Raw genomic sequence first — 21,064 nt, 5'->3', positions numbered from 1 at the left:
TGCGTTTATCTCGTAGGCCGGGTAAGGCGAAGCCGCCACCCGGCACAACATCTCATCAGTTACGATTACGCATTACCCCTTCCTGCACGGTCGACGCTACCAGCACGCCATCCTGGGTATAGATCTCACCGCGGACAAAGCCGCGCGCGCTGGACGCCGAGGTGCTCTCCACGCTGTACAGCAGCCACTCGTTAATATTGAACGGACGGTGGAACCACATGGAATGGTCGATGGTCGCGACCTGCATCCCGCGCTCAAGAAAACCGACGCCGTGCGGCTGTAACGCCACCGGCAGGAAGTTGAAATCAGAGGCGTAACCCAGCAGCGACTGATGCACACGCGGATCGTCCGGCACGTTACCGTTCGCGCGGATCCACACCTGACGGGTGGGTTCGGCGACATGGCCTTTCAACGGATTGTGAAACTCCACCGGGCGGATCTCCAGCGGCTTGTCGCTGAGAAACTTCTCTTTAGCCTGCGGCGGCAGCAGGTGCGCCAGCGAGCGGGCAATGTCGGTTTCTGATTTCAGCGTATCCGGTGAGGGAGCGTCAGGCATGGTTTTCTGATGCTCATAGCCCGGCTCCGGTGCCTGGAAGGAGGCGGTCATATAGAAAATCGGCTTACCGTTCTGGATAGCCGCAACGCGACGTGCGCTGAAACTGTTGCCATCGCGCAGCACTTCCACGTCGTAAACAATGGGTTTTTCACTGTCGCCGGGGCGCAGGAAATAGCTGTGAAAGGAGTGCACCAGGCGCTCAACCGGCACGGTTTCTTTGGCGGCATACAGCGCCTGCCCGACAACCTGCCCGCCAAATACCTGACGAAGCCCTAAATCTTCGCTTTGTCCGCGAAACAGGCCCTCTTCGATTTTTTCCAGATTTAATAATGCCAGCAGATTGTTCAACGCTTGACTCATATGTTTCCTCAATAAAAATAAAATCCGCCAGACCGGAGGGTTCGGTCTAAGTATAACGCAGGATCGTCAGTGGTCCGATGGGTGCAAAAATCTGAATAACCGGCCATTTCCAGGCAGAAATGAGTGATATGTGCCACACTTATTCCCGTTATCTAAGTGTTAACCACTGATTCTGGCAGGAATAAATCCTTCTGGTGCATTGAAGATAAGGAGAACTCAATGAAACTCGTGCACATGTTAAGTGGTGTTGCGGTCGCTGTTTCGCTGGCTGCCTGCGCGGATAAGAGCGCGGATATTCCGACACCTGCACCAAATCCAAATACGTCTATTAACGCTACCCAATCGACTATTGCGCAGCCTAATGTCTCCGGTTCTGTGTGGATCCGCCAGAAAGTGGCGCTGCCGCCGGATGCAGTGCTGACCGTGACGCTGGCCGACGCTTCGCAGGCCGATGCGCCGTCGAAAGTGATCGCGCAGAAAGCGGTGCGTACCGAGGGTAAACAGGCGCCGTTCAGCTTTGTGCTGCCGTTTAACCCGGCTGACATCCAGCCGAACGCGCGCATTCTGTTGAGTGCGGCCATCACCGTGAACGATAAACTGGTGTTTGTCACCGATACGGTGAAACCGGCGGTTAACCAGGGCGGGACTAAAATCGACCTGAACCTGGTGCCGGTGCAGCAGACGGCGATCCCGTTGCAGCAGAGCGGTGGCGCAACCACCACGGTACCTTCTACGTCCCCGACGCAGGTGGTGCCTTCGGCTTCTACGCCAGCGCCGACCCAGATGTAATAGTTTTACTGCCCGGCGGCCTTTGCTGCCGGGTCAGCGGTTTTATGAGTACACCCACCGATAGCGCTGTAAATCAATCTGCCCGTCTCCTGATACCTGAACCCCTTCCGCCAGCAACGCCTGTCGCTGTCGTTGCAGATCCGGCCCGCTGAGGGAAATGGCCCCATGACGATTTACCACCCGATACCAGGGCAGCGTCGTACCTTCCGGTAAGCGCTTCAGTACGCCGCCCACCTGGCGCGCGGCTCTGGGCGATCCGGCAAGACGCGCCACATCGCCATAGGTGGTGACAAAGCCTTCGGGAATGGAGGCAACTATCTGCCATACGCGCTGGGGAAAAGAGTCCTGCGGATCCATAGCATCTCCTGAGTATTGATTCTTCAGGATAAACAGCCAGCCGGACACTGTGAAGAGGGGGCTGCGCAATAAACCAGCATACGGCAGGCGCGCGCTTGCAATTGCCGGGGTGTACAGGGATAATGCGCCTGCGCGTTGGTTAACAACGCTCTCAATGGGGGCCCTGTTGGTTCTCCCGCAACGCTACTCTGTTTACCAGGTCAGATCCGGAAGGAAGCAGCCAGAGCAGATGACGTGTGTGCCGGGATGTAGCTGGCAGGGCCCCCACCCATTTGTGCCCCGCATAACTCGCTGTGTTTCGCCTCGTCAATCCCTCTTATTAGCCGCACCTGAATTTCCCGCTGCGTTATGTGACACCCCTCAGCATATTATTGCGATGTCATGTAAATGAAATGTTATTGTCATTATAGTGTCATAAATGCATGGCAGATTAATCGTGGGTAATTCAATGGGTAAGGGATAATCATGGTTAGTGCAGTTTTAAATGTTAAAATTGACGAGGCAGTCAAAGAGAAACTTCGCCATTACGCAGAAGCCAATAACGAAAACCTGAGCACGGCCACTGAGAAGCTCTTACTGCTGGCACTGGAATCGGACGAAGAAACCAGCGTTTCAGAAGAAGAGATCGACAGTCAGCACACCGAAGAAGATAACGCTTCACCATTAACTTCCAAAGAAATCAAAGCCCTGAGAAAAATTCTGAAGAAGAAAAAATGAAACAACATCTCCAGAAGACCGCGACCAGCTACGGCGAAGCCTGTCAGTTATTGCGATCCGGCCATGTGAAAACCGTACGCCTGAACTGGAATGTCGGCACCGATGAATTTTTTCGCATAGCCTCTGACTGGTGTGATGCCGGTGCCAGAATCAAAAAAGATGGCGAGCATTTTATTATTTCGATTAAGGGATTTCCTATCCCGCGACAATAGTCATTATGTTGTCATGCAGGCGTCATCGAAATAACATTCGAATATGAGAACCTGTCCGAAAATACAACGTTACACAACCATCTCATGTTCATTATGGATGATGATTACGACGAGCCGTTCGGCTCGTCGCTATTTTCTCAGATCACTTTCCGCTGCCGTAACATCATCGGCTGACTGACCAGAGATGCCCAGATCGGTTGCAGCGTCATAAAGGCCTCGCGCAAAACTTCATCCGGCTGTGAAAACGGCATCCGTAAAAAGCGATCAAAAGCCCCCTGTAAACCGAAACGCGTTCCCGTTCCCAGACTGATACCGGCACTTTCCGCGTGGGTGGCAAACAGCGTCGCCAGCGCATCGGGCAGTTCCACCCAGAACGATAATCCGCCCTGCGGCGTCGTCCACTGCCAGCGGGGAAAGAATCCCTGCAACAGCGCCGCGCAGTCATCCCGGTGCGCCATCAGCATCTGCCGTCGCGCCGGTAAAAAACTCTCGCCGTTTTCGATAAGCCAGCGGGTCGCCAGCTGTTCCAGCAGCGGCGAGCCTAAATCCAGGGTTTCGCGCATTTGTACCAGCGCGGCTATGGTACGCGCCGGGGCGCGGATCCAGCCCACCCGCAGCCCGCCCCAGAAACTTTTGCTGGCGGAGCCGAGGGTAATGATCGGCGCGGCGGTATCAAAGGCGGCCAGCGGGGGAGGCGGCGGCGCGTCCATCCACAGATCGACCATGGTTTCATCCACCACCAGCGTGGTGCGCGTGCGCGCCGCCAGGCGGGCGACGTTTTCGCGGGTCGGCGCATCCATACAGCGCCCGGTGGGATTGTGGAAATCCGGCATCAGATAGGCAATGCGCGGCGAGGTCTGGGCGATAGTGGCGGCGAGGCCGTCCACATCCCAACCCTGAGAGGGTAACGCTACTCCCACCGGACGGCAGGACGCCCCTTCGATGGCGGCAATCGCCAGCGGATAGGTGGGATGATCCACCACCACACGATCCCCCGGCCCGGTCAGCAGCCGCAGGATCAGCGCCAGGCCGCTGACCGCGCCGTTGACGATCATCACCTCGTCGGGGCGTGTCGGCAGCCCCCGCGCCACGTAACGCCGGGCGATGGCTTCCCGCAGCGCCGGTAAACCCTGCTGGTCGTAGCCGGTGCCGGACAACAGCGGCGGCATCGCCGTCAGCGCGTGCTGATAAGCCTGGTGGATCTCCGGCCCGGCGGGCAGCGAAGCGGCAGAAAGATCAAGGGCGGTCGGCTGCGCCATGCGGGTCGGCACGACGCGTTTGTTTTCCGGCAGGATCACCACTGAGCCGCTGCCGTGGCGGCTCAGCAAATAGCCTTCCTCCCGCAGCTGCGCCAGAGCGCTGGCGGTGGTGGTGCGACTGATGCCCAGCGCGCTGGCTAACTCCCGCTCGCCGGGCAGACGCGTATCCAGCGCCAGTCGGCCATCAAGAATAAGTAAACGCAGGGCCTGCGCCAGCTGCCGCCATAAGGGCGTACGGGAGGCGGATTGTTGCCACTGGCCGAGCAGGCGTACCAGGGACTGACTTCCGGTGCGACGAGGTGACATAGCGGTCCACTTTTTGAAAACTGGTCATTAATCATAATGCCAGCCAGGGCCATGATGTCACTCTGTTTCGCAGTTTTCGGGGTGAGAAATGGTTCGGCGTTTGATCCAGTTATATATCGGTCTGAGTTTTTATGGCGTTTCCACCGCGATGTTTGTGCGCGCTAATCTGGGGGCCGATCCGTGGAATGTCTTCCACCTCGGCGTCGGCAAGCTGCTGTCGCTGGATATTGGCGTGGTGATGATTGCCACCGGCGCGCTGGTGCTGCTGCTGTGGATCCCGCTGCGTCAGCGTCCGGGACTGGGCACCATCAGCAATGTCATTGTCATTGGTCTGGCTGCCGATGCCGCGCTGGCGCTGATGCCGCCGCTGGAATCGCTGCTGGCGCGCAGCGTCCTGCTGGTGGCGGCTATTGTGGTTAACGCGCTGGCGACCGGTATGTACATTGGCGCAGGCTTCGGTTCCGGCCCGCGCGACGGTCTGATGACCGGCATCAATGCCCGCACCGGCTGGTCGGTACGCTCAGTGCGCACGGCGATTGAAATCACCGTTCTGCTGCTGGGCTGGGCGATGGGCGGCACCTTTGGCGTCGGCACCGTGCTGTACGCCCTGACCATCGGCCCGCTGATCCAGCTCTGTCTGCCGTGGTTTCGTCCGCGCCCGCAACCGGTAGAGGTTCCGCTGCCGCAAACCCCGGTTGTTTAAACGGGCGAAGCGCTCACAACATCATGCTTTAGATTGAGGTACACTCACGCCATTCTGACCGTTGCGGTGTGAGTGATGAAACCGATAACCCTGTACGATGTGGCCCGCCTCGCGGGCGTCTCCTACCAGACCGTCTCCCGCGTGATTAATCAGGCGGAGCATGTTTCCGCCCGCACGCGCGAAAAAGTGCAGCGGGCAATGGCGGAACTGCACTACATTCCCAACCGCGGCGCGCAGCAGCTGGCGGGCAAACGCACCCGCACGCTGGGGCTGATCACCACCGATCTGGCGCTGCATGCGCCGTCGCAAATCGCCTCGGCGGTGAAAACCCGCGCCGGGCAGGCGGGCTGCGGCACGCTGATTTCCATGGTGGAACGTCACGATTTGGCGGCCTGTCAGGGGGCGCTACAGGAGTTATTGTCGCAACGCGTGGACGGCCTGCTGGTGAATATTCCGCTGGATGACGAGGATGCGCAGGCGCTGGCGGCGCAGGCACGGCCAACGCCGGTGCTGTTTCTGGACGTCAGCCCGACGGCGGCGGTTCACAGTCTGGTGTTCGATGCCGCTCAGGGCGCAAGCCTGGGCGCGGCGCATCTGCTTTCTCTCGGCCACCGGCATATTGCGCTGCTGGGCGGCCCGGAAAGCTCGGTGTCGGCCCGCGCACGTTTTGCGGGCTGGCTGGCGGCGCTGGATGAGGCCGGGCTTGCCCCGGTCGCCCGCGCTCATGGCGACTGGAGCGCCGCCTCCGGCTATGAGAAAACCCATTTGCTACTGGCCTGCGCGCCTCACACCGAAGCGATCCTCGTGGCGAACGATCAGATGGCGCTGGGGGCGATCCGCGCCTGTGCAGAAAAGGGCATTCGCGTGCCGGAGCAGCTGTCGCTGGTGGGCTATGACGATACCGCCGACAGCGCCTGGTTCTCTCCGCCGTTGACTACCGTGCGGCAGGCCTTTAAGGAGGCGGGTGAGCGCAGCGTCGACTGGCTGCTGGGCGGGGAAGCCGCAGGCCGCAGTGAGCTGAGCCAGACCCGCTGCCCGGTCACGCTGGTGGTACGCGGCTCTACCGCCGCACCCGGCGGGCAGGCAATCGACGGCCAAACGCTGGCGCAGCGGCTGAATGAACTGGCGGTGCTGGCGGCGCGGCTGGAGAGGCGTTAACGCTTTTGTGATCGACGCCGCTTCTGGCGGATCCGATCCTTTACCCGCCGTGAAGAAACAGGCATGGTACTGATAATTGTGAGCGCTTCGCAAAATTCAGAGGTCACTATGTCTGCATCTGCTTTATCCACCCTGATAGCCCGCCGCGACTGGGAAAACCCGGTCGTCACCCAGTGGCACCGTCTGCCCGCCCATGCGCCGATGAACAGCTGGCGTAACGCCAAAGACGCGGCCCGCGAGGCGGCATCGCCGTCCCGCCGGCTGTTAAACGGCGACTGGCAATTTCGTCTTTTCCCCGCGCCGGAAGCGGTGCCGGAACAGTGGCTGACGCAGGAGCTTGACGATGCCGTCGCCATACCGGTGCCGTCCAACTGGCAGATGCAGGGCTTCGACACGCCGATTTATACCAACGTGACCTATCCCATCCCGGTGACGCCGCCTGTTGTCCCGGCCGGGAACCCGACGGGTTGTTACTCGCTCACATTTGAGATGGACGAGGGCTGGCTGGCAGCCGGACAGACGCGGATTATTTTTGAAGGCGTTAATTCGGCATTTTACCTGTGGTGCAACGGCGAATGGGTCGGCTATTCCCAGGACAGCCGCCTGCCGGCGGAATTCGATCTCAGCGCCTGTCTTAAACCCGGCGCTAACCGGCTGGCGGTAATGGTGCTGCGCTGGAGCGACGGCAGCTATCTGGAAGATCAGGATATGTGGCGCATGAGCGGGATTTTCCGCGACGTGGTGCTGCTGCACAAACCGGCGACCTATATCGCCGATTATCAGGTCGCCACCCATCTCAACGCCGATTTTACCCATGCGCAGCTGGTGGTGGATGTTGAACTGGCGGGGGAGTATGCGGATTGTCAGGTGGCGCTGACGCTGTGGCGCGGCGATGAGGCTATCGCGCAGGCCAGCCAGGGGCCGGGCAGCGAGATTATTGATGAACGCGGCGCCTGGGCGGAAAAACTCAGCGTCAGCATGCCGGTGGCTAACCCGCGCCTGTGGAGCGCGGAAGATCCGGCGCTCTACCGGCTGGTGGTGTCGCTGCTGGACGGCAATGGCAAACTGCTGGAGACGGAAGCCTGCGATGTGGGCTTCCGCAACGTTGAGATCAGCAACGGCCTGCTGAAGCTGAACGGTAAACCGCTGCTGCTGCGCGGCGTGAACCGCCATGAGCATCACCCGGAGCGCGGTCAGGCGATTGATGAAGCGACCATGCGGCAGGACATCGAACTGATGAAGCAGCATAACTTCAATGCCGTACGCTGCTCCCACTATCCGAACCATCCCCTGTGGTATCGCCTGTGCGATCGCTACGGCCTGTACGTGGTGGACGAAGCCAATATCGAAACCCACGGCATGGTGCCGATGCGCCGCCTGTCTGACGATCCGCGCTGGTTCCCGGCGATGAGCGAGCGCGTGACGCGCATGGTGCAGCGGGATCGCAACCATCCGTCGATCATCATCTGGTCGCTGGGCAATGAGTCCGGGCATGGCGCCAGTCACGACGCGCTCTATCGCTGGGTGAAAAGCAGCGATCCGACCCGCCCGGTGCAGTATGAAGGCGGCGGGGCTAACACTGCGGCCACCGATATTATCTGTCCGATGTATGCCCGCGTGGATCAGGATCAGCCGTTCCCGGCGGTGCCGAAATGGTCGATCAAAAAATGGCTCAGCATGCCGGATGAGCAGCGCCCGCTGATTTTATGCGAGTACGCCCATGCAATGGGCAACAGCTTCGGCGGCTTTGCCAAATACTGGCAGGCGTTCCGCGACTATCCCCGTTTACAGGGCGGTTTTGTCTGGGACTGGGTGGATCAGGCGCTGACCAAAACCGATGATAACGGCGAGCGCTTCTGGGCCTACGGCGGCGATTTTGGCGACACGCCAAACGATCGCCAGTTCTGCATGAACGGCCTGGTGTTCCCGGATCGCACGCCGCATCCGGCGCTATATGAAGCCCAGCGCGCCCAGCAGTTCTTCCGGTTCCGGCTGGAGAGCACCTCGCCGCTTGCGATCGACATCACCAGCGAGTACCTGTTCCGCACGGCGAATAATGAAGTGCTGCGCTGGTCGATTGCCCGCGATGGCGACGTGCTGGCGACCGGCGAGCTGGCGCTGGACATTGCCCCTGAAGGCACGCAGCGCGTTACCCTTGATGCGCCCGCGCTGAGCGCCGCGCCGGGGGAAGTCTGGCTGAACGTAGATATTTATCAGCGCGAGGCGACGGACTGGTCACCGGCAGATCATCTCTGCGCCTGGGATCAGTGGCGCTTACCGGCCCCGCTGTTTGTCGCGCCGCCGGTGGCGAGCGGCACCGCGCCTGCGCTCGCCATCAGCGATGAAGATTATGTGATCACCCATCAGACGCAGCGCTGGCAGTTCTCCCGCGCCACTGGCGAGCTGATCCAGTGGTGGCAGGGGGAGACGCCAACGCTGCTTACGCCGGTGCGCGATCAGTTCACCCGCGCGCCGCTGGATAACGATATCGGCGTCAGCGAAGTGACGCGTATCGATCCCAATGCCTGGGTGGAGCGCTGGAAGGCGGCGGGAATGTACGCCATGACGCCGCGCCTGCTGCACTGTGCTGCGGAACGCACCGCCGCCGAGGTCTGTATCGAAACGCGCCACTGCTGGGAGGCTGGCGGGAAAGTGCTGTTTATCAGCCACAAGCGCTGGCGCATCGACAGCTATGGCGTGCTGCATGGCGACGTGGATGTTGAAGTGGCGACCGACGCGCCGCCGCCAGCGCGTATTGGCATCACTTGTCAGCTGGCGGATGTGGAGCCCTCGGTGAGCTGGACGGGGCTGGGGCCGCATGAAAACTATCCGGACCGTAAACTGGCGGCACGCCAGGGGCGCTGGACGCTGCCGCTGGCGGCGCTGCATACGCCGTACATTTTCCCCGGCGATAACGGCCTGCGCTGCGATACCCGCGAACTGCGCTACGGCGCGCATCAGCTGAACGGACGCTTCCACTTTGCCCTCAGCCGTTACGGTCAGGCGCAGTTACAGGCGACCACGCACCACCACCTGCTGCGCGAGGAGCCGGGTTGCTGGCTGCATCTGGATGCCTTCCATATGGGCGTGGGCGGGGATGATTCCTGGAGTCCGAGCGTGTCGCCGGAATTTATTCTGGCGCAGGATCGCGTGCACTATCGCTTTAGCTGGCAGCAACGCCGCTAACCCCCGATTGACGCGGGCAGCAAGACTGCCCGCGTTGATTTATTCGCGCTTAGCGGTGCGCAGATTCGCTTCGGCCCACAGAATAAAGGCCGCTTTCGGCAGCGCCTTGCTGTACAGCCAACCCTGACCATACTGCACGCCGTGCTCCCGCAGCCACGCCTGCTGGCTGTCGGTTTCAATGCCTTCCGCCACCATCGCCAGATCCAGCGCTTTCGCCATCTCAATAATTTGTGGCGTGACGTTTTTATACTCCAGCGCATCGACAAAGGATTTGTCGATCTTGAGAATATCAACGTTCAGGTTTTGCAGATAGCTGAGGCTGGAATAGCCGGTGCCAAAGTCGTCGATATAAATGGCGTGTCCTGCCTTGCGCAGCGCGTCGATGGCCGGGGCGCTGATCTCCGGATCGGCAAAACCGCGCTCGGTAAGCTCAAGAGCAATCTGAGCGGGGGAGAGCTGCCAGCGCGCCAGCTGTTCACGCAGCAGCACGGGCAGGGTTTCGGAGGTCAGATCGCCCGGATCCAGATTCACAGAAATATGTATTTCCGGATGCTGTTGCAGCCATTTGCCCAAATCCTCAAACACCGTTTCGATAATGAGCTGCGTCAGGCGCGGCATCAGGCCGGTTTTCTCCGCCAGCGGAATAAACACATCGGGCGTGAGAAAGGTGCCATCCACTTGCGGCCAGCGGGCAAGGGCTTCTGCGCCGACGATCCTGCCGCTACTGAGCGCCACTATAGGTTGGTAATAAACCACAATATTTCGGGCATTAATGGCATCCAGCATGCGATAGTGCGGCGACTGCAAACGACGCAGATAGTGCAGCAAGAAAAGCGCCAGCAGCAGACTCATCAACAGGCCGAACGGCAGCCAGATCAACAGCTGGCGGTGCCAGCTTTTTTCCAGCGGCGCGAGGGAGGCGGAAGTGACAATGGCCACGCCCAGTTGCGGGTAATACTTCATGGTATAGATCGCGCCCTGGAATTTAAGCTGCTCATCGCCGTTCTGTTTCAGGCGCTGCCAGAGCGCAGGGGTCAGTGCAAAGCTGCTGGCGATCACCTGGTTGCTGTCGGTGCCAATCAGCGCGGTGCTGATCGACCAGTTACCGAACGGCAGCACGTCAATCAACGACTGGGGATCGATCATCACCACATGGCGCTTACCCCCCAGCGCCAGCATGGTACGTTGCAGGCCGATGTCGTTCTGGGTGGTGAGCCAGGCGCGATAACCGTCGCGGGTCACTTTGACAGTCGCCGGAAAGATGCCTTCAGTGCTCAGGCTTTCCAGAGAGGAGCAGCGCGGCCTGAAGCCGTCGAGATAGATCACTTCCTGAATATAACGATTTACGTAGGAGACGCGGCGCATTGCCAGCAGGTGTTCCGGTCCGCAGGGCTTGCCGCTGAAGGTTTCAATATCATCCAGCGCGCGTTTGCCCTGCTCAATCACCTGTTCCGTGCGCATCACCACCCGCGAGGCGTAATTGCCCATCTCGCTGGCAAAGTTTTCCTCTGCCTGACGATGCGCCAGCCAGATGCTCAGCCCGACGGGGAGCAGCACCGCCAGGAGCAGTACACCAGTGATGACGCTGATAAGCCGCCGGTTGTTCATAATCAAAAGTCCCTGTTTTGATGTTCACCACACCTTGTGGAATGATAGCGTTATATCACGGCTAATTAATACATTATTGCAGGATGCGTCAGATGAAGAAAAAAGAGTTTGTGACGCAGGATTTGCTGAGCAAAATTTATCAGAACCGCGAGCCGGGCCCGCGTAAACTGCCGCCGGAGCGCCAGTTAGCCAGCGAATACGGCGTGTCGCGTTTTACCATTCGCCAGGCGCTGGAAAAACTGGCCAGCATCGGAGTGGTACGTATTGTCCAGGGTTCGGGGATCTGGATCAACGAACAGTCGCGCAGTAATCCGCTGGTGTACAACTCGATCACTGAAAAGCGCTTCGATCAGATCCGCTTTCGCATGATCAGCTTGCATAAAAAACGGCCTGACCGTGATGAACAGCAGATCTTCGGCCTGCCGGAAGAGAGCTTTATCTGGCAGTTTTGCCGCCTGCGTTTTGTGGATGAAGAGGCGGTGCAGATTGAAGTGTCGCGTATGCCGGTGGCGGATTTTCCGGATCTGAATCAGCAGGTGATCGAGCGCTCATTGCAGCAGTACGTGCTGAGCAAGGGTTATCAGGTGTCCCATCTGCTGACCACCTACCGCGCGGTGAGCGTCAGCCGTGAACAGGCGGTGCTGCTGGGCTGCAAGAAGGGCAGCCCGGCGATGCATATCAGCAACCGCGGCATTCTGGAAGGCGGTCAGGTGTATGAGATCAGCGATATTATCGACATCAATTACACCTGCACCTACATCATTCCTTATAACCGCGACAATCTGACCTTCCGCCAGGGCGGCAGTTAAGGCGTGTGGATGCTGCCGTCCGGCAGGCGGCTTTGCGTCCACTCATGGGGGCGGTAGACCACCGGGCTGGCGAGGGCTTTTTGCTCGTCAAAACCAACGCCGATACCCGGCGTTTCCGGCGCACAGACAAAGCCGCTTTTCGCCACCGGCGCGCCGGGGAATACCGCATCGGTACCGGCGGAGCGGGGAATAAATTCCTGGATCGCTGCGTTGTGCAGGTGAATATTCAGATGGGTATTTACCGCCACGCCAATCGGCGTCATATCGCCAGGGCCGTGCCAGGCAAGACGAACGCCAAAGGCCTGGCAGAGCACCGCCAGCTTCAGCGCCGGGGTGATGCCGCCAATCTGCGAGATATGGCAGCGGATAAAGTCGATGCGGCGGTTGACGATCAGATCGTGCCACTCCGCCGGGTTGTTAAACAGCTCACCCATCGCCAGCGGCGCGGTGCTGTGCGCCCGCACCTGCTCCAGCCACGCGCTTTGCGCCGGCGGCAGAATATCTTCAATAAAATAAGGCTGGTACGGCTCCAGCTGTTTTGCCAGCTGCACCGCCTGCTGCGGGAACAGCCGCTCGTGCACATCATGCAGGATATGCAACTGGTAGCCATATTTCTCCCGCAGCGCGGCAAACATCGCCACCGTGTTACTGATGTACTCCTGCTGATCGAAATAGGCTCCCGGCGTGGGGTTGTCAGGGGTGTGCAGATTCGCTGGCGTGCCGCCGTAAAAACCCAGCTGACAGCGCACATGGCGATAACCCTGGGCCACCAGTTTGTCGACGGCGGCAAAGAGTTCGTCCAGGGTTTCGCCGCTGGCGTGAGAATAGGCGGGAATGGCATCGCGGGATTTACCGCCGAGCAGCTGATAGAGCGGCATCCCGGCAAGCTGGCCTTTGATGTCCCACAGCGCCATATCAATGCCGGAAATAGCGTTGTTCATCGCCGGGCCGTTACGCCAGTAGGCGTTGACATTCATCATCTGCCAGGCGTCTTCGATATGGTTGGCGTCGCGCCCGACCATCAGCGGTTTCAGGTACTCGTCGACCAGGGTTTTCACCGCCAGCGGGCGCTGCTGAAAGGTGGCGCATCCGTGTCCTGTGATGCCTTTATCGGTGGTGACCCGCACGGTAACCAGATTGTGGCGATCGGGGCGGGTAATAAAACATTCGATATTTTTGATAATGGTTGGCGTCACAGGGAATACTCCTTTTCAGGCCAGATGAATCGTAATGGCTATTATCATCCCCTGAATTTCCGGAAAAGGTAAACCGTTTTTTTTATAAATATTTTGGTCAGTTATTTGGATTTATTTTAATTAAATACCATACCAATTTTCGTTATATGACGCTTTGAGATTGCTGTTAGAGAGGAATTGTGACGAAATTCATATTTTATTGGTTTGTTTTGTGGTGACGATTTACCTACCATGAGTGACAGATATTAAAACGACAACACTTCCGGCAGGAGCTTTTATGGGAACGCAAGACGCCATTAACAATATTATCCGTCTGGTGGGCGGCGAGGGTAATATTAACAAGGTATGGCACTGTATGACGCGCTTACGCTTTGATCTCATTGACGATAATAAAGTCGATCAGGGTGAAATCAAAAAACTGCCGGGCGTCCTGGGCGCGCAGTTGCAGAGCGACCAGTTTCAGATCATCATCGGCCCGAAAGTGAACAGCTGGTATGAGCAAATGCTGGCCACGCTTGGCGGCGACAATCGAACCACCGATGCACCGGCGCAGAAAGGGCGGAAAAGCCTGGTGTCGATGTTCATGGATACCGTCTCCGGCGTGTTCGGGCCGATTGTTCCGGCGATTGCCGGGGCGGGGATGATCAAAGGTCTGCTGGCGGGGCTGATCGCCCTGAAGCTGGTTTCCGCGAAAAGCGACACCGTGGTGGTGATCGACCTGATCGCCAGCGGCGTGTTCTATTTCCTGCCGTTCTTCCTTGCGGTGTCGGCGGCGAAAATTTTCAAAACCAATGAATATCTGGCGGCGGCGGTGGCGGCCTGTCTGATGTATCCGTCGCTGATTGAGGCGGCAAAAGCGCTGGCGGCGCATCAGCCTGAAGCGGTGACAGCCTTCTGGCTGCTCAACGCCATTCCGGTGTCGGTGTTTAACTATTCTGCCAGCGTCATTCCGGTGATTTTCTCGGTGCTGGCGCTCAGCTATATCCACCGCTGGGTGGACAGCATAATGCCGGACGTGCTGAAAACGGTATTTACGCCAACGCTGACGCTGTTCCTCGGCGCGCTGGCGGCGCTGGTGGTGATTGGCCCGATCGGTATTTACCTCGGCAAAGGACTGGCGCTGTTTATCGAAGGGCTGTTCAGCGTGTCGTCGAGCTTTGCCGGTCTGGTGGTCGGGGCGATCCGCCCGGTGGCGATCCTCACCGGTATGCACCACGCGATGACGCCGATTGCGCTGCAAAACTTCAGCGACCGTGGTTACGACATGCTGATGCCGATGATGTTTATGGCCAACATGGCGATTGCCGGTTCTACCTTCGCTATCTGGCGCATCAGTAAAAACCGCCAGGATCGCACCGTGACCTTATCGGCGGGGATTTCCGCGCTGCTGGGCATCACCGAACCGGCGCTGTTTGGCGTGCTGACGCGCTACAAAAAAGCCTTTATCGCCGCGACCATCGCCAGTTCGCTGGCCTCGGCGTTCATTGCCTTCTTTGGCGTGCGGCTGTACGGCTATATTCTGTCGAGCATTTTCAGTCTGCCTGCCTATATCGGCCCGTACTTTATGTTCGCCCTCGCAGGCGTGGTAATAGCGCTGGTGCTCTCCTTCATCTTAACGACGATCCTTGTCGGAAAAGATCAGCCGGACACCTGAGTTAACGTCGGTGCGCCAGACGGCGCGCCGACATTTGCTTACTTCCTCTCTTTCATTCTCCCCTGCTTTCGCATCCTTATGGGCTTTAAAGAGTTGTATTCCTTTTATTACCGGGATAGAATTTTGTTATGTTATAACAAAACATATGAGGCATTATGAAAGCTGATATCCATCCCCATTACCGGACGGTGGTGTTCCACGACACCAGCGCCAATGAATATTTCAAAGTAGGATCGACCATCAAAACCGATCGTGAAATTGAGCTTGAAGGCAAGACCTACCCCTATGTGACCATTGAAGTGTCGTCAAAGTCACATCCGTACTATACCGGTAAGCAGAAGACGTTCACCAATGAGGGCAGCGCTGCAAAATTCCAGCAGCGCTTCGGTCGTTTTATCAGTTCTAAGAAGGACTAAAAGATGCAGGTGCTGAATTCATTACGCAGTGCAAAACAACGTCACCCGGACTGTCAGCTGGTGCGCCGTAAAGGGCGGGTGTACGTGATTTGCAAATCGAACCCGCGCTTTAAAGCGGTGCAGGGGAAAAAGAAAAGACGTTGAGGGATAAAGAAGAAACGGGCGGCAATTATTTTGCCGCCTCTTTGCGCGTCAGGGTGTAGATATCGTAAAACGACAGCTCGCCCTTACGGGCCATCATCTGCTGTAACTGTAATTTCTCTTTCTCGCTGACCGCAGGCGAGCTGAGGATATCGTCAATCAGCGTTTGCGGTACAAAGCGGGTGTTGTACCACTCGCCGTTGTAGCAGACGCGGAAATCCAGCACATCGATATCTTCATAGCGGTAGCGCGGATAAACATCAAAAAAGAAAAAGCCGTTAAGCAGCGCAAAGAGCACCACCAGCAGCCAGACGGAGCCTGCCAGGGTTTCGGACTGCAACATCACCGCCAGGGTGGCAAACCAGGCGATGTACATACCGACAAATAATCCGGGATGATTGCGGATGAAGCTGATGCTGAAGCGCGGCCTGTTGTCGCGTTTCTCGCGGGTATTAAGCTCATCGATAGTTTGCATGAGCAGCCGCTGGATCTCGGTCATTTATTTCCCTTTTTATTCGGACGAGGTGCAGGTGAAACCGCCTATTTTACGCGCCCGCAGAGTCTGAAAAAAAGTAACAGTCGCACGGCAAAAAACAATAACAGTCAGACGGCGCCAGGCGTCAGCGTTTTGATGATGCGCGCCGGGTTCCCGGCAATCACCACGTCAGACGGGACATCGCGGATCACCACGCTGCCCGCGCCAATCACCACGTTATCGCCAATGGTGACGCCAGGATTTATCACCGCGCGTCCGCCGATCCACACGTTTCGACCAATGCTGACCGGCGCGCCGAACTCCAGACCACTGTTGCGCGCAGTGGCGTCCAGCGGATGCGTGGCAGTATAGATATGTACTCCGGGCGCGATCATACAGTTATCGCCGATGCGGATCGGGCAGACATCCAGAAACACGCAGTCAAAGTTGGCGTAGAAGTCTTTGCCGAGGAAAATATTGTAGCCGTAGTCGCAGCGGAAATTTGGTTCGATATACGCATTGCCGCTGTCGCCAAGCAGTTCCGCCAGCATAGCGCGACGTGCCGCTTTTTCATCTGGCGCGGAGTGGTTGTATCGGTGAATGATTTCTCTGGCGCGCAGACGGTCGGCGCGCAGGGTGTCATCCGATGGCCGGTAGGGCAGACCGGCTATCATTTTTTGTTTCTCGTCGCTCATTGCTTTCTCACCAGTAAAATTAACAGTGAACACCGTAAAGTGAGATAGCCGGAAAGGATAATACCTTCGCGAGGGCTTGTGATCGCGATCACATGGGCACTCGCTGTTCATCGTCGGGAGAAGCCGCCTGACAAAGGCTATGGGAGAGCGCTACGATACAACCTCAAAAAACATCACAGGGATTAACGGACGAATTTCCAAACCGACGACGGAATTTTGTCATACAGCTTATTCATGGTCAGTTCAGCCAGACGGTGATCCGCCGCTGAATAAAATACGGTCAGTTCCGGATCCGACAGCTCATATTTATTCTTTTCAATGACGCGTTCCAGCGTATCAATAGTCTGACAGCGCCTCAGGCGCATCAAGTAATCAGTCTTGGTTAATGGTTTATCAGACATAACTTCACCTTTGTAATAGTTCTAACAGGAGAGGCTAACGGGGTTAGCCCTGCTCACATTGAGGAAACAGCGAAACAAGCGATTCCCTGATTTACGCCATTTCTGTAAGTCTTCTGTGTTAATGCCGTAGCTGCTGAACAACATAAACGTGTCATCGAGGTATTCATCGATTTGGGCGATCAGCTTATTATCTTCATTATACTTAATTTTATAATTAAGTGCGAAGGTTGCTATATGCTCAACAAGCTCGTTTAACTGTAAATTGATTGCTGAAGTTGGATCATTTACCCAGCCATGGTGGCTTTCTTCCAGATTGGCGAGGCAATCATGGTACAGGGTTTCACAAAGAAATTTCAGCTGCGCAATATCATGCCTTTTTGGCGAGTATTCGTCCATAACGCATCCCCTTCTGAGTGACTTTTTTTTACTAACCGAACACCGTATCGGGATGGATACAACACTGTGACCTGCCGCGTAAGCTGCTCTTACGTCTCATTTTAACTATAAGCCAGACTGAATAATATTTCCTGGCGCTATTACGAAAAATTACAATTATTACAACTTATGTCTGTCAGTAAGGTTATTTCCGATGGTTAATCTACCGCCGTGGGGCGCGTTAAATCTTCAGCACCTTTAATGCATCCTTAGGTTTCATTAGGTTATCCGGGATTAACTGGTCGGATGTTATTGCCGTGTTCGCGACTAAGAAAATTGCTTAGGAATAATCTTACTGAACAGCAAAATTCACAATAATTAAGATTTTTACCCATACTTTTAAGAGTGAACTTAAGCCTTAAGAATTATATGACTTATTTTCGTTGCATAATATAAACGCACAGACAATAAGCTGGTTTTATCATTTTTTGCGAAAAAGAAAAAGGCCGCTTGCGCGGCCTTTGTTAAAGCATCATGGCTTAATGGTGCTCAACCTTATGGGAATGCTCAATATCTTCCGATTTGCGGCTGAAGCGGCGGCGAACCACCACAAAGAACACCGGTACGAAGAAGATAGCCAGTACGGTCGCGGTGACCATCCCGCCCATTACGCCAGTACCTACGGCGTTCTGCGCGCCGGAACCGGCACCCGAGCTGATAACCAGCGGCATAACGCCGAGGATAAACGCCAGCGAGGTCATGAGGATTGGACGCAGACGCATACGTACCGCTTCCATCGTCGCCTCGATCAGGCCTTTGCCTTCTTTCTCCATCAGATCCTTGGCGAATTCGACGATTAATATCGCGTTCTTCGCCGACAAGCCAATGGTTGTCAGCAGGCCCACCTGGAAGTAAACGTCGTTACCCAGACCGCGGAAGGTCGCAGCAAGGAGCGCGCCCAGTACCCCCAGCGGTACCACCAGCATGACCGAGAACGGAATCGACCAGCTCTCGTACAGCGCTGCCAGACAGAGGAAGACGACAATCAGCGAGATGGCATACAGGGCAGGGGCCTGGTTGCCGGAGAGGCGTTCCTGATAGGACATGCCCGTCCAGTCGTAACCGATGCCTGCCGGCAGTTTGCCCGCCAGTTCTTCCATCAGATCCATCGCTTCACCGGTACTTTTACCCGGTGCGGCTTCGCCAAGAATTTCCATCGACGGTAAACCGTTATAGCGTTCCAGACGTGGTGAGCCGTATTCCCAGTGCGTGGTGGCAAAGGCGTTCAACGGTACCATCTGCCCTTCGTTACCGCGCACATACCAGTTGCCAATATCTTCCGGCAACATACGGTATTTGGCTTCTGACATGACGTAAACTTTCTTCACACGACCACGGTCGATAAAGTCGTTTACATAGCTGCCGCCCCATGCCGCGCCGAGGGTGGTATTAATATCGCTAATGGATACACCCAACGCCTGCGCTTTTTCCTGGTCGATATCGATTTTAAACTGCGGCGTATCTTCCAGACCGTTCGGACGCACGCCAACCAGCACATCAGAGCGCTTACCGACTTCGCCGAGCAGCTGGTTACGCGCCTGGGTCAGTTTCTCGTGGCCAAGACCGCCCTGGTCGATCAGCTGGAAGTCGAAGCCCGTCGCCGTACCGAGATCAACAATCGCCGGCAGGTTAAAGGCGAAGACCATCGCATCTTTGATCTGCGAGAAGGTGCCCATAGCGCGACCGGTGATCGCATCCACTTTGTTTTCATCGCCCGGACGCTCGCCCCACTCTTTCAGAGAAACGAACGCGATACCGGTGTTCTGTCCACGACCTGCAAAACCGAAACCGTTAACCGCAAACACAGAGTTTACGTTCGCTTTTTCGTTTTTGAGGTAGTAGTCCGTCACCTCATCCAGCACCTTCTGTGTACGCTCCTGGGTTGCGCCCGCAGGCAGCTGAACCATGGTCAGGAATACGCCCTGATCCTCGTCCGGCAGGAAGGAGCTTGGCAGACGTACGAACAGGTAGGCCATACCAATAACGATGATGATATAGAGCAGCAGATAACGACCGGTACTGCGCAGGATATTACCTATGCTGTCGGTGTAATGGTTGGTGCTCTTATCGAACATGCGGTTGAACCAGCCGAAGAAGCCTTTCTTGCCTTCGCCGTGATCGCCTTTGGCGACCGGTTTCAGCATAGTGGCACACAGGGCCGGGGTCAGGATCAACGCAACCAGAACCGACAGCGCCATCGCGGAAACGATAGTGATGGAGAACTGACGATAGATCGCACCGGTAGAGCCGCCGAAGAAGGCCATCGGAATAAATACCGCCGACAGCACCATCGCGATACCGACCAGCGCGCCCTGGATCTGGCCCATGGACTTACGCGTGGCTTCTTTGGGCGGCAGACCCTCTTCGGTCATTACACGTTCGACGTTTTCCACCACCACGATGGCATCATCCACCAGCAGGCCTATCGCCAGCACCATGCCGAACATCGTCAGGGTGTTTATCGAATAGCCAAAGGCGGAGAGGATCGCGAAGGTCCCCAGCAAAACAACAGGTACAGCAATGGTCGGGATCAGCGTGGCGCGGAAGTTCTGCAGGAACAGATACATCACGATGAACACCAGCACGATCGCTTCGACCAGGGTTTTAACCACTTCGTTAATGGAGATTTTTACGAACGGCGTGGTGTCATACGGATAAACCACTTCCAGACCGGCCGGGAACGTCTCTTTCATGCGTTCCAGTTCAGCACGTACCGCGTTTGCCGTATCCAGGGCGTTCGCACCGGTGGCAAGTTTAATCCCCAGACCGGAAGCCGGCTGGTTGTTAAAGCGCGCGATAATGTCGTAGTTTTCACCGCCCAGCTCAATACGGGAGACGTCTTTCAGACGCACCTGCGAGCCATCCGGATTCACTTTCAGCAGGATCTTGCCAAACTCTTCCGTCGAGGTCAGACGCGTCTGCGCAATGATAGAGGCATTAAGCTGCTGCCCTTTCACCGGCGGGGTACCGCCTAACTGACCTGCTGCCACCTGGGCGTTTTGCGCTTTGATGGCGTTAATGACATCAACCGGCGTTAACTGGAAGTTGTTCAGTTTGGTCGGATCCATCCAGATACGCATCGCATATTGCGAACCAAAGAGCTGAACGTCGCCCACGCCGTTGGTACGGCTGATCGGATCCTGCATGTTGGCGGCAACATAGTCAGAAATATCTTCCTGGGTCATGGAGCCATCGGTGTTAATCACCCCGACCACCATCAGGAAGCTACTCGCTGATTTTTGTACGCTTACGCCCTGCTGCTGAACTTCCTGCGGCAGCAGCGGCATCGCCAGCTGCAGTTTGTTCTGCACCTGAACCTGTGCAATGTCTGCGTCAGTACCGGATTCAAAGGTCAGGGTGATCTGCACCGAACCGGTGGAGTCACTGTTTGAGGACATGTACATCAGGCCATCGATACCGTTCATGTTCTGTTCGATAACCTGGGTTACGGTATCCTGCACCGTTTTAGCGTCAGCGCCAGGGTAGTTTGCGGATACAGTTACAGCAGGCGGCGCAATCGTAGGATATTGCGCTACCGGCAACTGCATAATCGCAAGCCCCCCGGCCAGCATGACGATGATCGCCAACACCCATGCAAATATGGGGCGATCGATAAAGAAATTAGGCATGT

The 21,064-nt window shown here is 56.8% G+C and carries 20 protein-coding genes and 1 other RNA gene; 11 read left to right on the top strand and 10 right to left on the bottom strand.

All coding sequences use genetic code 11. The features are described from left to right. Window positions 1–55: 55 nt before the first annotated feature. On the bottom strand, window positions 56–916 hold the full coding sequence (gene tesB, locus ACQUTD_RS06895) for an acyl-CoA thioesterase II (protein ID WP_318363247.1): 861 nt from the start codon (window positions 914–916) through the stop codon (window positions 56–58). Between the two features lie 219 nt (window positions 917–1,135). Here tesB and ACQUTD_RS06890 point away from each other — a divergent pair, with 219 nt between their 5' ends. After that, window positions 1,136–1,705: a YbaY family lipoprotein gene (locus ACQUTD_RS06890; protein ID WP_072567563.1), complete on the top strand. Its 570-nt coding sequence runs from the start codon at window positions 1,136–1,138 to the stop codon at window positions 1,703–1,705. A 42-nt stretch (window positions 1,706–1,747) separates the two neighbouring features. Here the strand turns inward: ACQUTD_RS06890 and ACQUTD_RS06885 are convergent, their stop codons facing one another. Beyond that, window positions 1,748–2,062, bottom strand: coding sequence for an MGMT family protein (locus ACQUTD_RS06885; protein WP_072567564.1), 315 nt, complete (start codon window positions 2,060–2,062; stop codon window positions 1,748–1,750). Between the two features lie 164 nt (window positions 2,063–2,226). On the opposite strand from ACQUTD_RS06885, the gene ffs reads away from it, so the two are divergent. From ffs to ACQUTD_RS06870, 3 genes are all read left to right on the top strand, one after another. Beyond that, window positions 2,227–2,323: signal recognition particle sRNA small type (ffs, locus tag ACQUTD_RS06880), an RNA gene on the top strand. A 204-nt stretch (window positions 2,324–2,527) separates the two neighbouring features. After that, window positions 2,528–2,779, top strand: coding sequence for a hypothetical protein (locus tag ACQUTD_RS06875; RefSeq protein WP_318363248.1), 252 nt, complete (start codon window positions 2,528–2,530; stop codon window positions 2,777–2,779). Beyond that, window positions 2,776–2,991: a hypothetical protein gene (locus ACQUTD_RS06870; protein WP_072567566.1), complete on the top strand. Its 216-nt coding sequence runs from the start codon at window positions 2,776–2,778 to the stop codon at window positions 2,989–2,991. The genes ACQUTD_RS06875 and ACQUTD_RS06870 overlap by 4 nt, the downstream gene beginning before the upstream one ends. A gap of 137 nt (window positions 2,992–3,128) precedes the next feature. On the opposite strand, the gene yczR is transcribed toward ACQUTD_RS06870, so the two are convergent. Continuing rightward, window positions 3,129–4,556, bottom strand: coding sequence for a MocR-like transcription factor YczR (yczR, locus tag ACQUTD_RS06865; protein ID WP_473274083.1), 1,428 nt, complete (start codon window positions 4,554–4,556; stop codon window positions 3,129–3,131). 88 nt (window positions 4,557–4,644) lie between these two features. Between yczR and yczE the strand changes: the two genes are divergently transcribed. From yczE to ACQUTD_RS06850, 3 genes are all read left to right on the top strand, one after another. After that, complete coding sequence (yczE, locus tag ACQUTD_RS06860) at window positions 4,645–5,259, top strand: membrane protein YczE (protein ID WP_473274085.1); 615 nt, start codon at window positions 4,645–4,647, stop codon at window positions 5,257–5,259. Between the two features lie 75 nt (window positions 5,260–5,334). Next, a complete protein-coding gene (locus tag ACQUTD_RS06855; RefSeq protein WP_473274086.1) occupies window positions 5,335–6,417 on the top strand; it encodes a LacI family DNA-binding transcriptional regulator in 1,083 nt (360 codons plus the stop codon). 108 nt (window positions 6,418–6,525) lie between these two features. After that, window positions 6,526–9,603, top strand: coding sequence for a beta-galactosidase (locus ACQUTD_RS06850; protein WP_473274088.1), 3,078 nt, complete (start codon window positions 6,526–6,528; stop codon window positions 9,601–9,603). A gap of 39 nt (window positions 9,604–9,642) precedes the next feature. On the opposite strand, the gene ACQUTD_RS06845 is transcribed toward ACQUTD_RS06850, so the two are convergent. Then, window positions 9,643–11,211, bottom strand: a complete 1,569-nt coding sequence (locus ACQUTD_RS06845; protein ID WP_473274090.1) for an EAL domain-containing protein — start codon at window positions 11,209–11,211, stop codon at window positions 9,643–9,645. 92 nt (window positions 11,212–11,303) lie between these two features. Between ACQUTD_RS06845 and ACQUTD_RS06840 the strand changes: the two genes are divergently transcribed. Further along, the gene (locus ACQUTD_RS06840) at window positions 11,304–12,020 is read left to right on the top strand and encodes a GntR family transcriptional regulator (protein WP_072567571.1); all 717 of its coding nucleotides are present in this window, start codon (window positions 11,304–11,306) and stop codon (window positions 12,018–12,020) included. Here the strand turns inward: ACQUTD_RS06840 and ACQUTD_RS06835 are convergent. Beyond that, complete coding sequence (locus tag ACQUTD_RS06835) at window positions 12,017–13,216, bottom strand: enolase C-terminal domain-like protein (protein WP_473274094.1); 1,200 nt, start codon at window positions 13,214–13,216, stop codon at window positions 12,017–12,019. The two genes, ACQUTD_RS06840 and ACQUTD_RS06835, sit on opposite strands and share 4 nt — an antisense overlap. A gap of 277 nt (window positions 13,217–13,493) precedes the next feature. Here ACQUTD_RS06835 and ACQUTD_RS06830 point away from each other — a divergent pair, with 277 nt between their 5' ends. The 3 genes from ACQUTD_RS06830 to ykgO all read left to right on the top strand — a co-directional run bounded on the left by ACQUTD_RS06830 (window position 13,494) and on the right by ykgO (window position 15,430). Further along, the gene (locus ACQUTD_RS06830; RefSeq protein WP_473274096.1) at window positions 13,494–14,870 is read left to right on the top strand and encodes a PTS transporter subunit EIIC; all 1,377 of its coding nucleotides are present in this window, start codon (window positions 13,494–13,496) and stop codon (window positions 14,868–14,870) included. Between the two features lie 155 nt (window positions 14,871–15,025). Further along, the gene (locus ACQUTD_RS06825; protein ID WP_072567574.1) at window positions 15,026–15,286 is read left to right on the top strand and encodes a type B 50S ribosomal protein L31; all 261 of its coding nucleotides are present in this window, start codon (window positions 15,026–15,028) and stop codon (window positions 15,284–15,286) included. Between the two features lie 3 nt (window positions 15,287–15,289). After that, the gene (ykgO, locus tag ACQUTD_RS06820; RefSeq protein ID WP_072567575.1) at window positions 15,290–15,430 is read left to right on the top strand and encodes a type B 50S ribosomal protein L36; all 141 of its coding nucleotides are present in this window, start codon (window positions 15,290–15,292) and stop codon (window positions 15,428–15,430) included. A gap of 25 nt (window positions 15,431–15,455) precedes the next feature. On the opposite strand, the gene ACQUTD_RS06815 is transcribed toward ykgO, so the two are convergent. The 5 genes from ACQUTD_RS06815 to acrB all read right to left on the bottom strand — a co-directional run bounded on the left by ACQUTD_RS06815 (window position 15,456) and on the right by acrB (window position 21,062). After that, window positions 15,456–15,926 carry a YlaC family protein gene (locus ACQUTD_RS06815; RefSeq protein WP_318363256.1) on the bottom strand — a complete coding sequence of 157 codons (471 nt, stop codon included), beginning with the start codon at window positions 15,924–15,926 and terminating at the stop codon, window positions 15,456–15,458. 104 nt (window positions 15,927–16,030) lie between these two features. Then, window positions 16,031–16,597, bottom strand: coding sequence for a maltose O-acetyltransferase (maa, locus tag ACQUTD_RS06810; protein ID WP_473274101.1), 567 nt, complete (start codon window positions 16,595–16,597; stop codon window positions 16,031–16,033). A 182-nt stretch (window positions 16,598–16,779) separates the two neighbouring features. After that, window positions 16,780–16,998 carry an HHA domain-containing protein gene (locus ACQUTD_RS06805; RefSeq protein WP_072567578.1) on the bottom strand — a complete coding sequence of 73 codons (219 nt, stop codon included), beginning with the start codon at window positions 16,996–16,998 and terminating at the stop codon, window positions 16,780–16,782. Window positions 16,999–17,019: 21 nt separating this feature from the next. Then, complete coding sequence (gene tomB, locus ACQUTD_RS06800; protein ID WP_072567579.1) at window positions 17,020–17,394, bottom strand: Hha toxicity modulator TomB; 375 nt, start codon at window positions 17,392–17,394, stop codon at window positions 17,020–17,022. A 518-nt stretch (window positions 17,395–17,912) separates the two neighbouring features. Continuing rightward, window positions 17,913–21,062, bottom strand: a complete 3,150-nt coding sequence (gene acrB / locus ACQUTD_RS06795) for a multidrug efflux RND transporter permease subunit AcrB (RefSeq protein ID WP_072567580.1) — start codon at window positions 21,060–21,062, stop codon at window positions 17,913–17,915. Window positions 21,063–21,064 lie beyond the last annotated feature (2 nt).

The organism is Enterobacter sp. K510, assembly GCF_055804875.1.
Note: the sequence above shows the minus strand (reverse complement) of the source record. Positions and strands in the feature narration are given on the sequence as shown.

Excerpts from the sequence above, each read along its gene's own strand:
- tesB (WP_318363247.1), bottom strand. The coding sequence starts at position 916 with ATGAGTCAAGCGTTGAACAATCTGCTGGCATTATTAAATCTGGAAAAA.
- ACQUTD_RS06890 (WP_072567563.1), top strand. The coding sequence starts at position 1,136 with ATGAAACTCGTGCACATGTTAAGTGGTGTTGCGGTCGCTGTTTCGCTG.
- ACQUTD_RS06885 (WP_072567564.1), bottom strand. The coding sequence starts at position 2,062 with ATGGATCCGCAGGACTCTTTTCCCCAGCGCGTATGGCAGATAGTTGCC.
- ACQUTD_RS06875 (WP_318363248.1), top strand. The coding sequence starts at position 2,528 with ATGGTTAGTGCAGTTTTAAATGTTAAAATTGACGAGGCAGTCAAAGAG.
- ACQUTD_RS06870 (WP_072567566.1), top strand. The coding sequence starts at position 2,776 with ATGAAACAACATCTCCAGAAGACCGCGACCAGCTACGGCGAAGCCTGT.
- yczR (WP_473274083.1), bottom strand. The coding sequence starts at position 4,556 with ATGTCACCTCGTCGCACCGGAAGTCAGTCCCTGGTACGCCTGCTCGGC.
- yczE (WP_473274085.1), top strand. The coding sequence starts at position 4,645 with ATGGTTCGGCGTTTGATCCAGTTATATATCGGTCTGAGTTTTTATGGC.
- ACQUTD_RS06855 (WP_473274086.1), top strand. The coding sequence starts at position 5,335 with ATGAAACCGATAACCCTGTACGATGTGGCCCGCCTCGCGGGCGTCTCC.
- ACQUTD_RS06850 (WP_473274088.1), top strand. The coding sequence starts at position 6,526 with ATGTCTGCATCTGCTTTATCCACCCTGATAGCCCGCCGCGACTGGGAA.
- ACQUTD_RS06845 (WP_473274090.1), bottom strand. The coding sequence starts at position 11,211 with ATGAACAACCGGCGGCTTATCAGCGTCATCACTGGTGTACTGCTCCTG.
- ACQUTD_RS06840 (WP_072567571.1), top strand. The coding sequence starts at position 11,304 with ATGAAGAAAAAAGAGTTTGTGACGCAGGATTTGCTGAGCAAAATTTAT.
- ACQUTD_RS06830 (WP_473274096.1), top strand. The coding sequence starts at position 13,494 with ATGGGAACGCAAGACGCCATTAACAATATTATCCGTCTGGTGGGCGGC.
- ACQUTD_RS06825 (WP_072567574.1), top strand. The coding sequence starts at position 15,026 with ATGAAAGCTGATATCCATCCCCATTACCGGACGGTGGTGTTCCACGAC.
- ykgO (WP_072567575.1), top strand. The coding sequence starts at position 15,290 with ATGCAGGTGCTGAATTCATTACGCAGTGCAAAACAACGTCACCCGGAC.
- ACQUTD_RS06815 (WP_318363256.1), bottom strand. The coding sequence starts at position 15,926 with ATGACCGAGATCCAGCGGCTGCTCATGCAAACTATCGATGAGCTTAAT.
- maa (WP_473274101.1), bottom strand. The coding sequence starts at position 16,597 with ATGAGCGACGAGAAACAAAAAATGATAGCCGGTCTGCCCTACCGGCCA.
- ACQUTD_RS06805 (WP_072567578.1), bottom strand. The coding sequence starts at position 16,998 with ATGTCTGATAAACCATTAACCAAGACTGATTACTTGATGCGCCTGAGG.
- tomB (WP_072567579.1), bottom strand. The coding sequence starts at position 17,394 with ATGGACGAATACTCGCCAAAAAGGCATGATATTGCGCAGCTGAAATTT.
- acrB (WP_072567580.1), bottom strand. The coding sequence starts at position 21,062 with ATGCCTAATTTCTTTATCGATCGCCCCATATTTGCATGGGTGTTGGCG.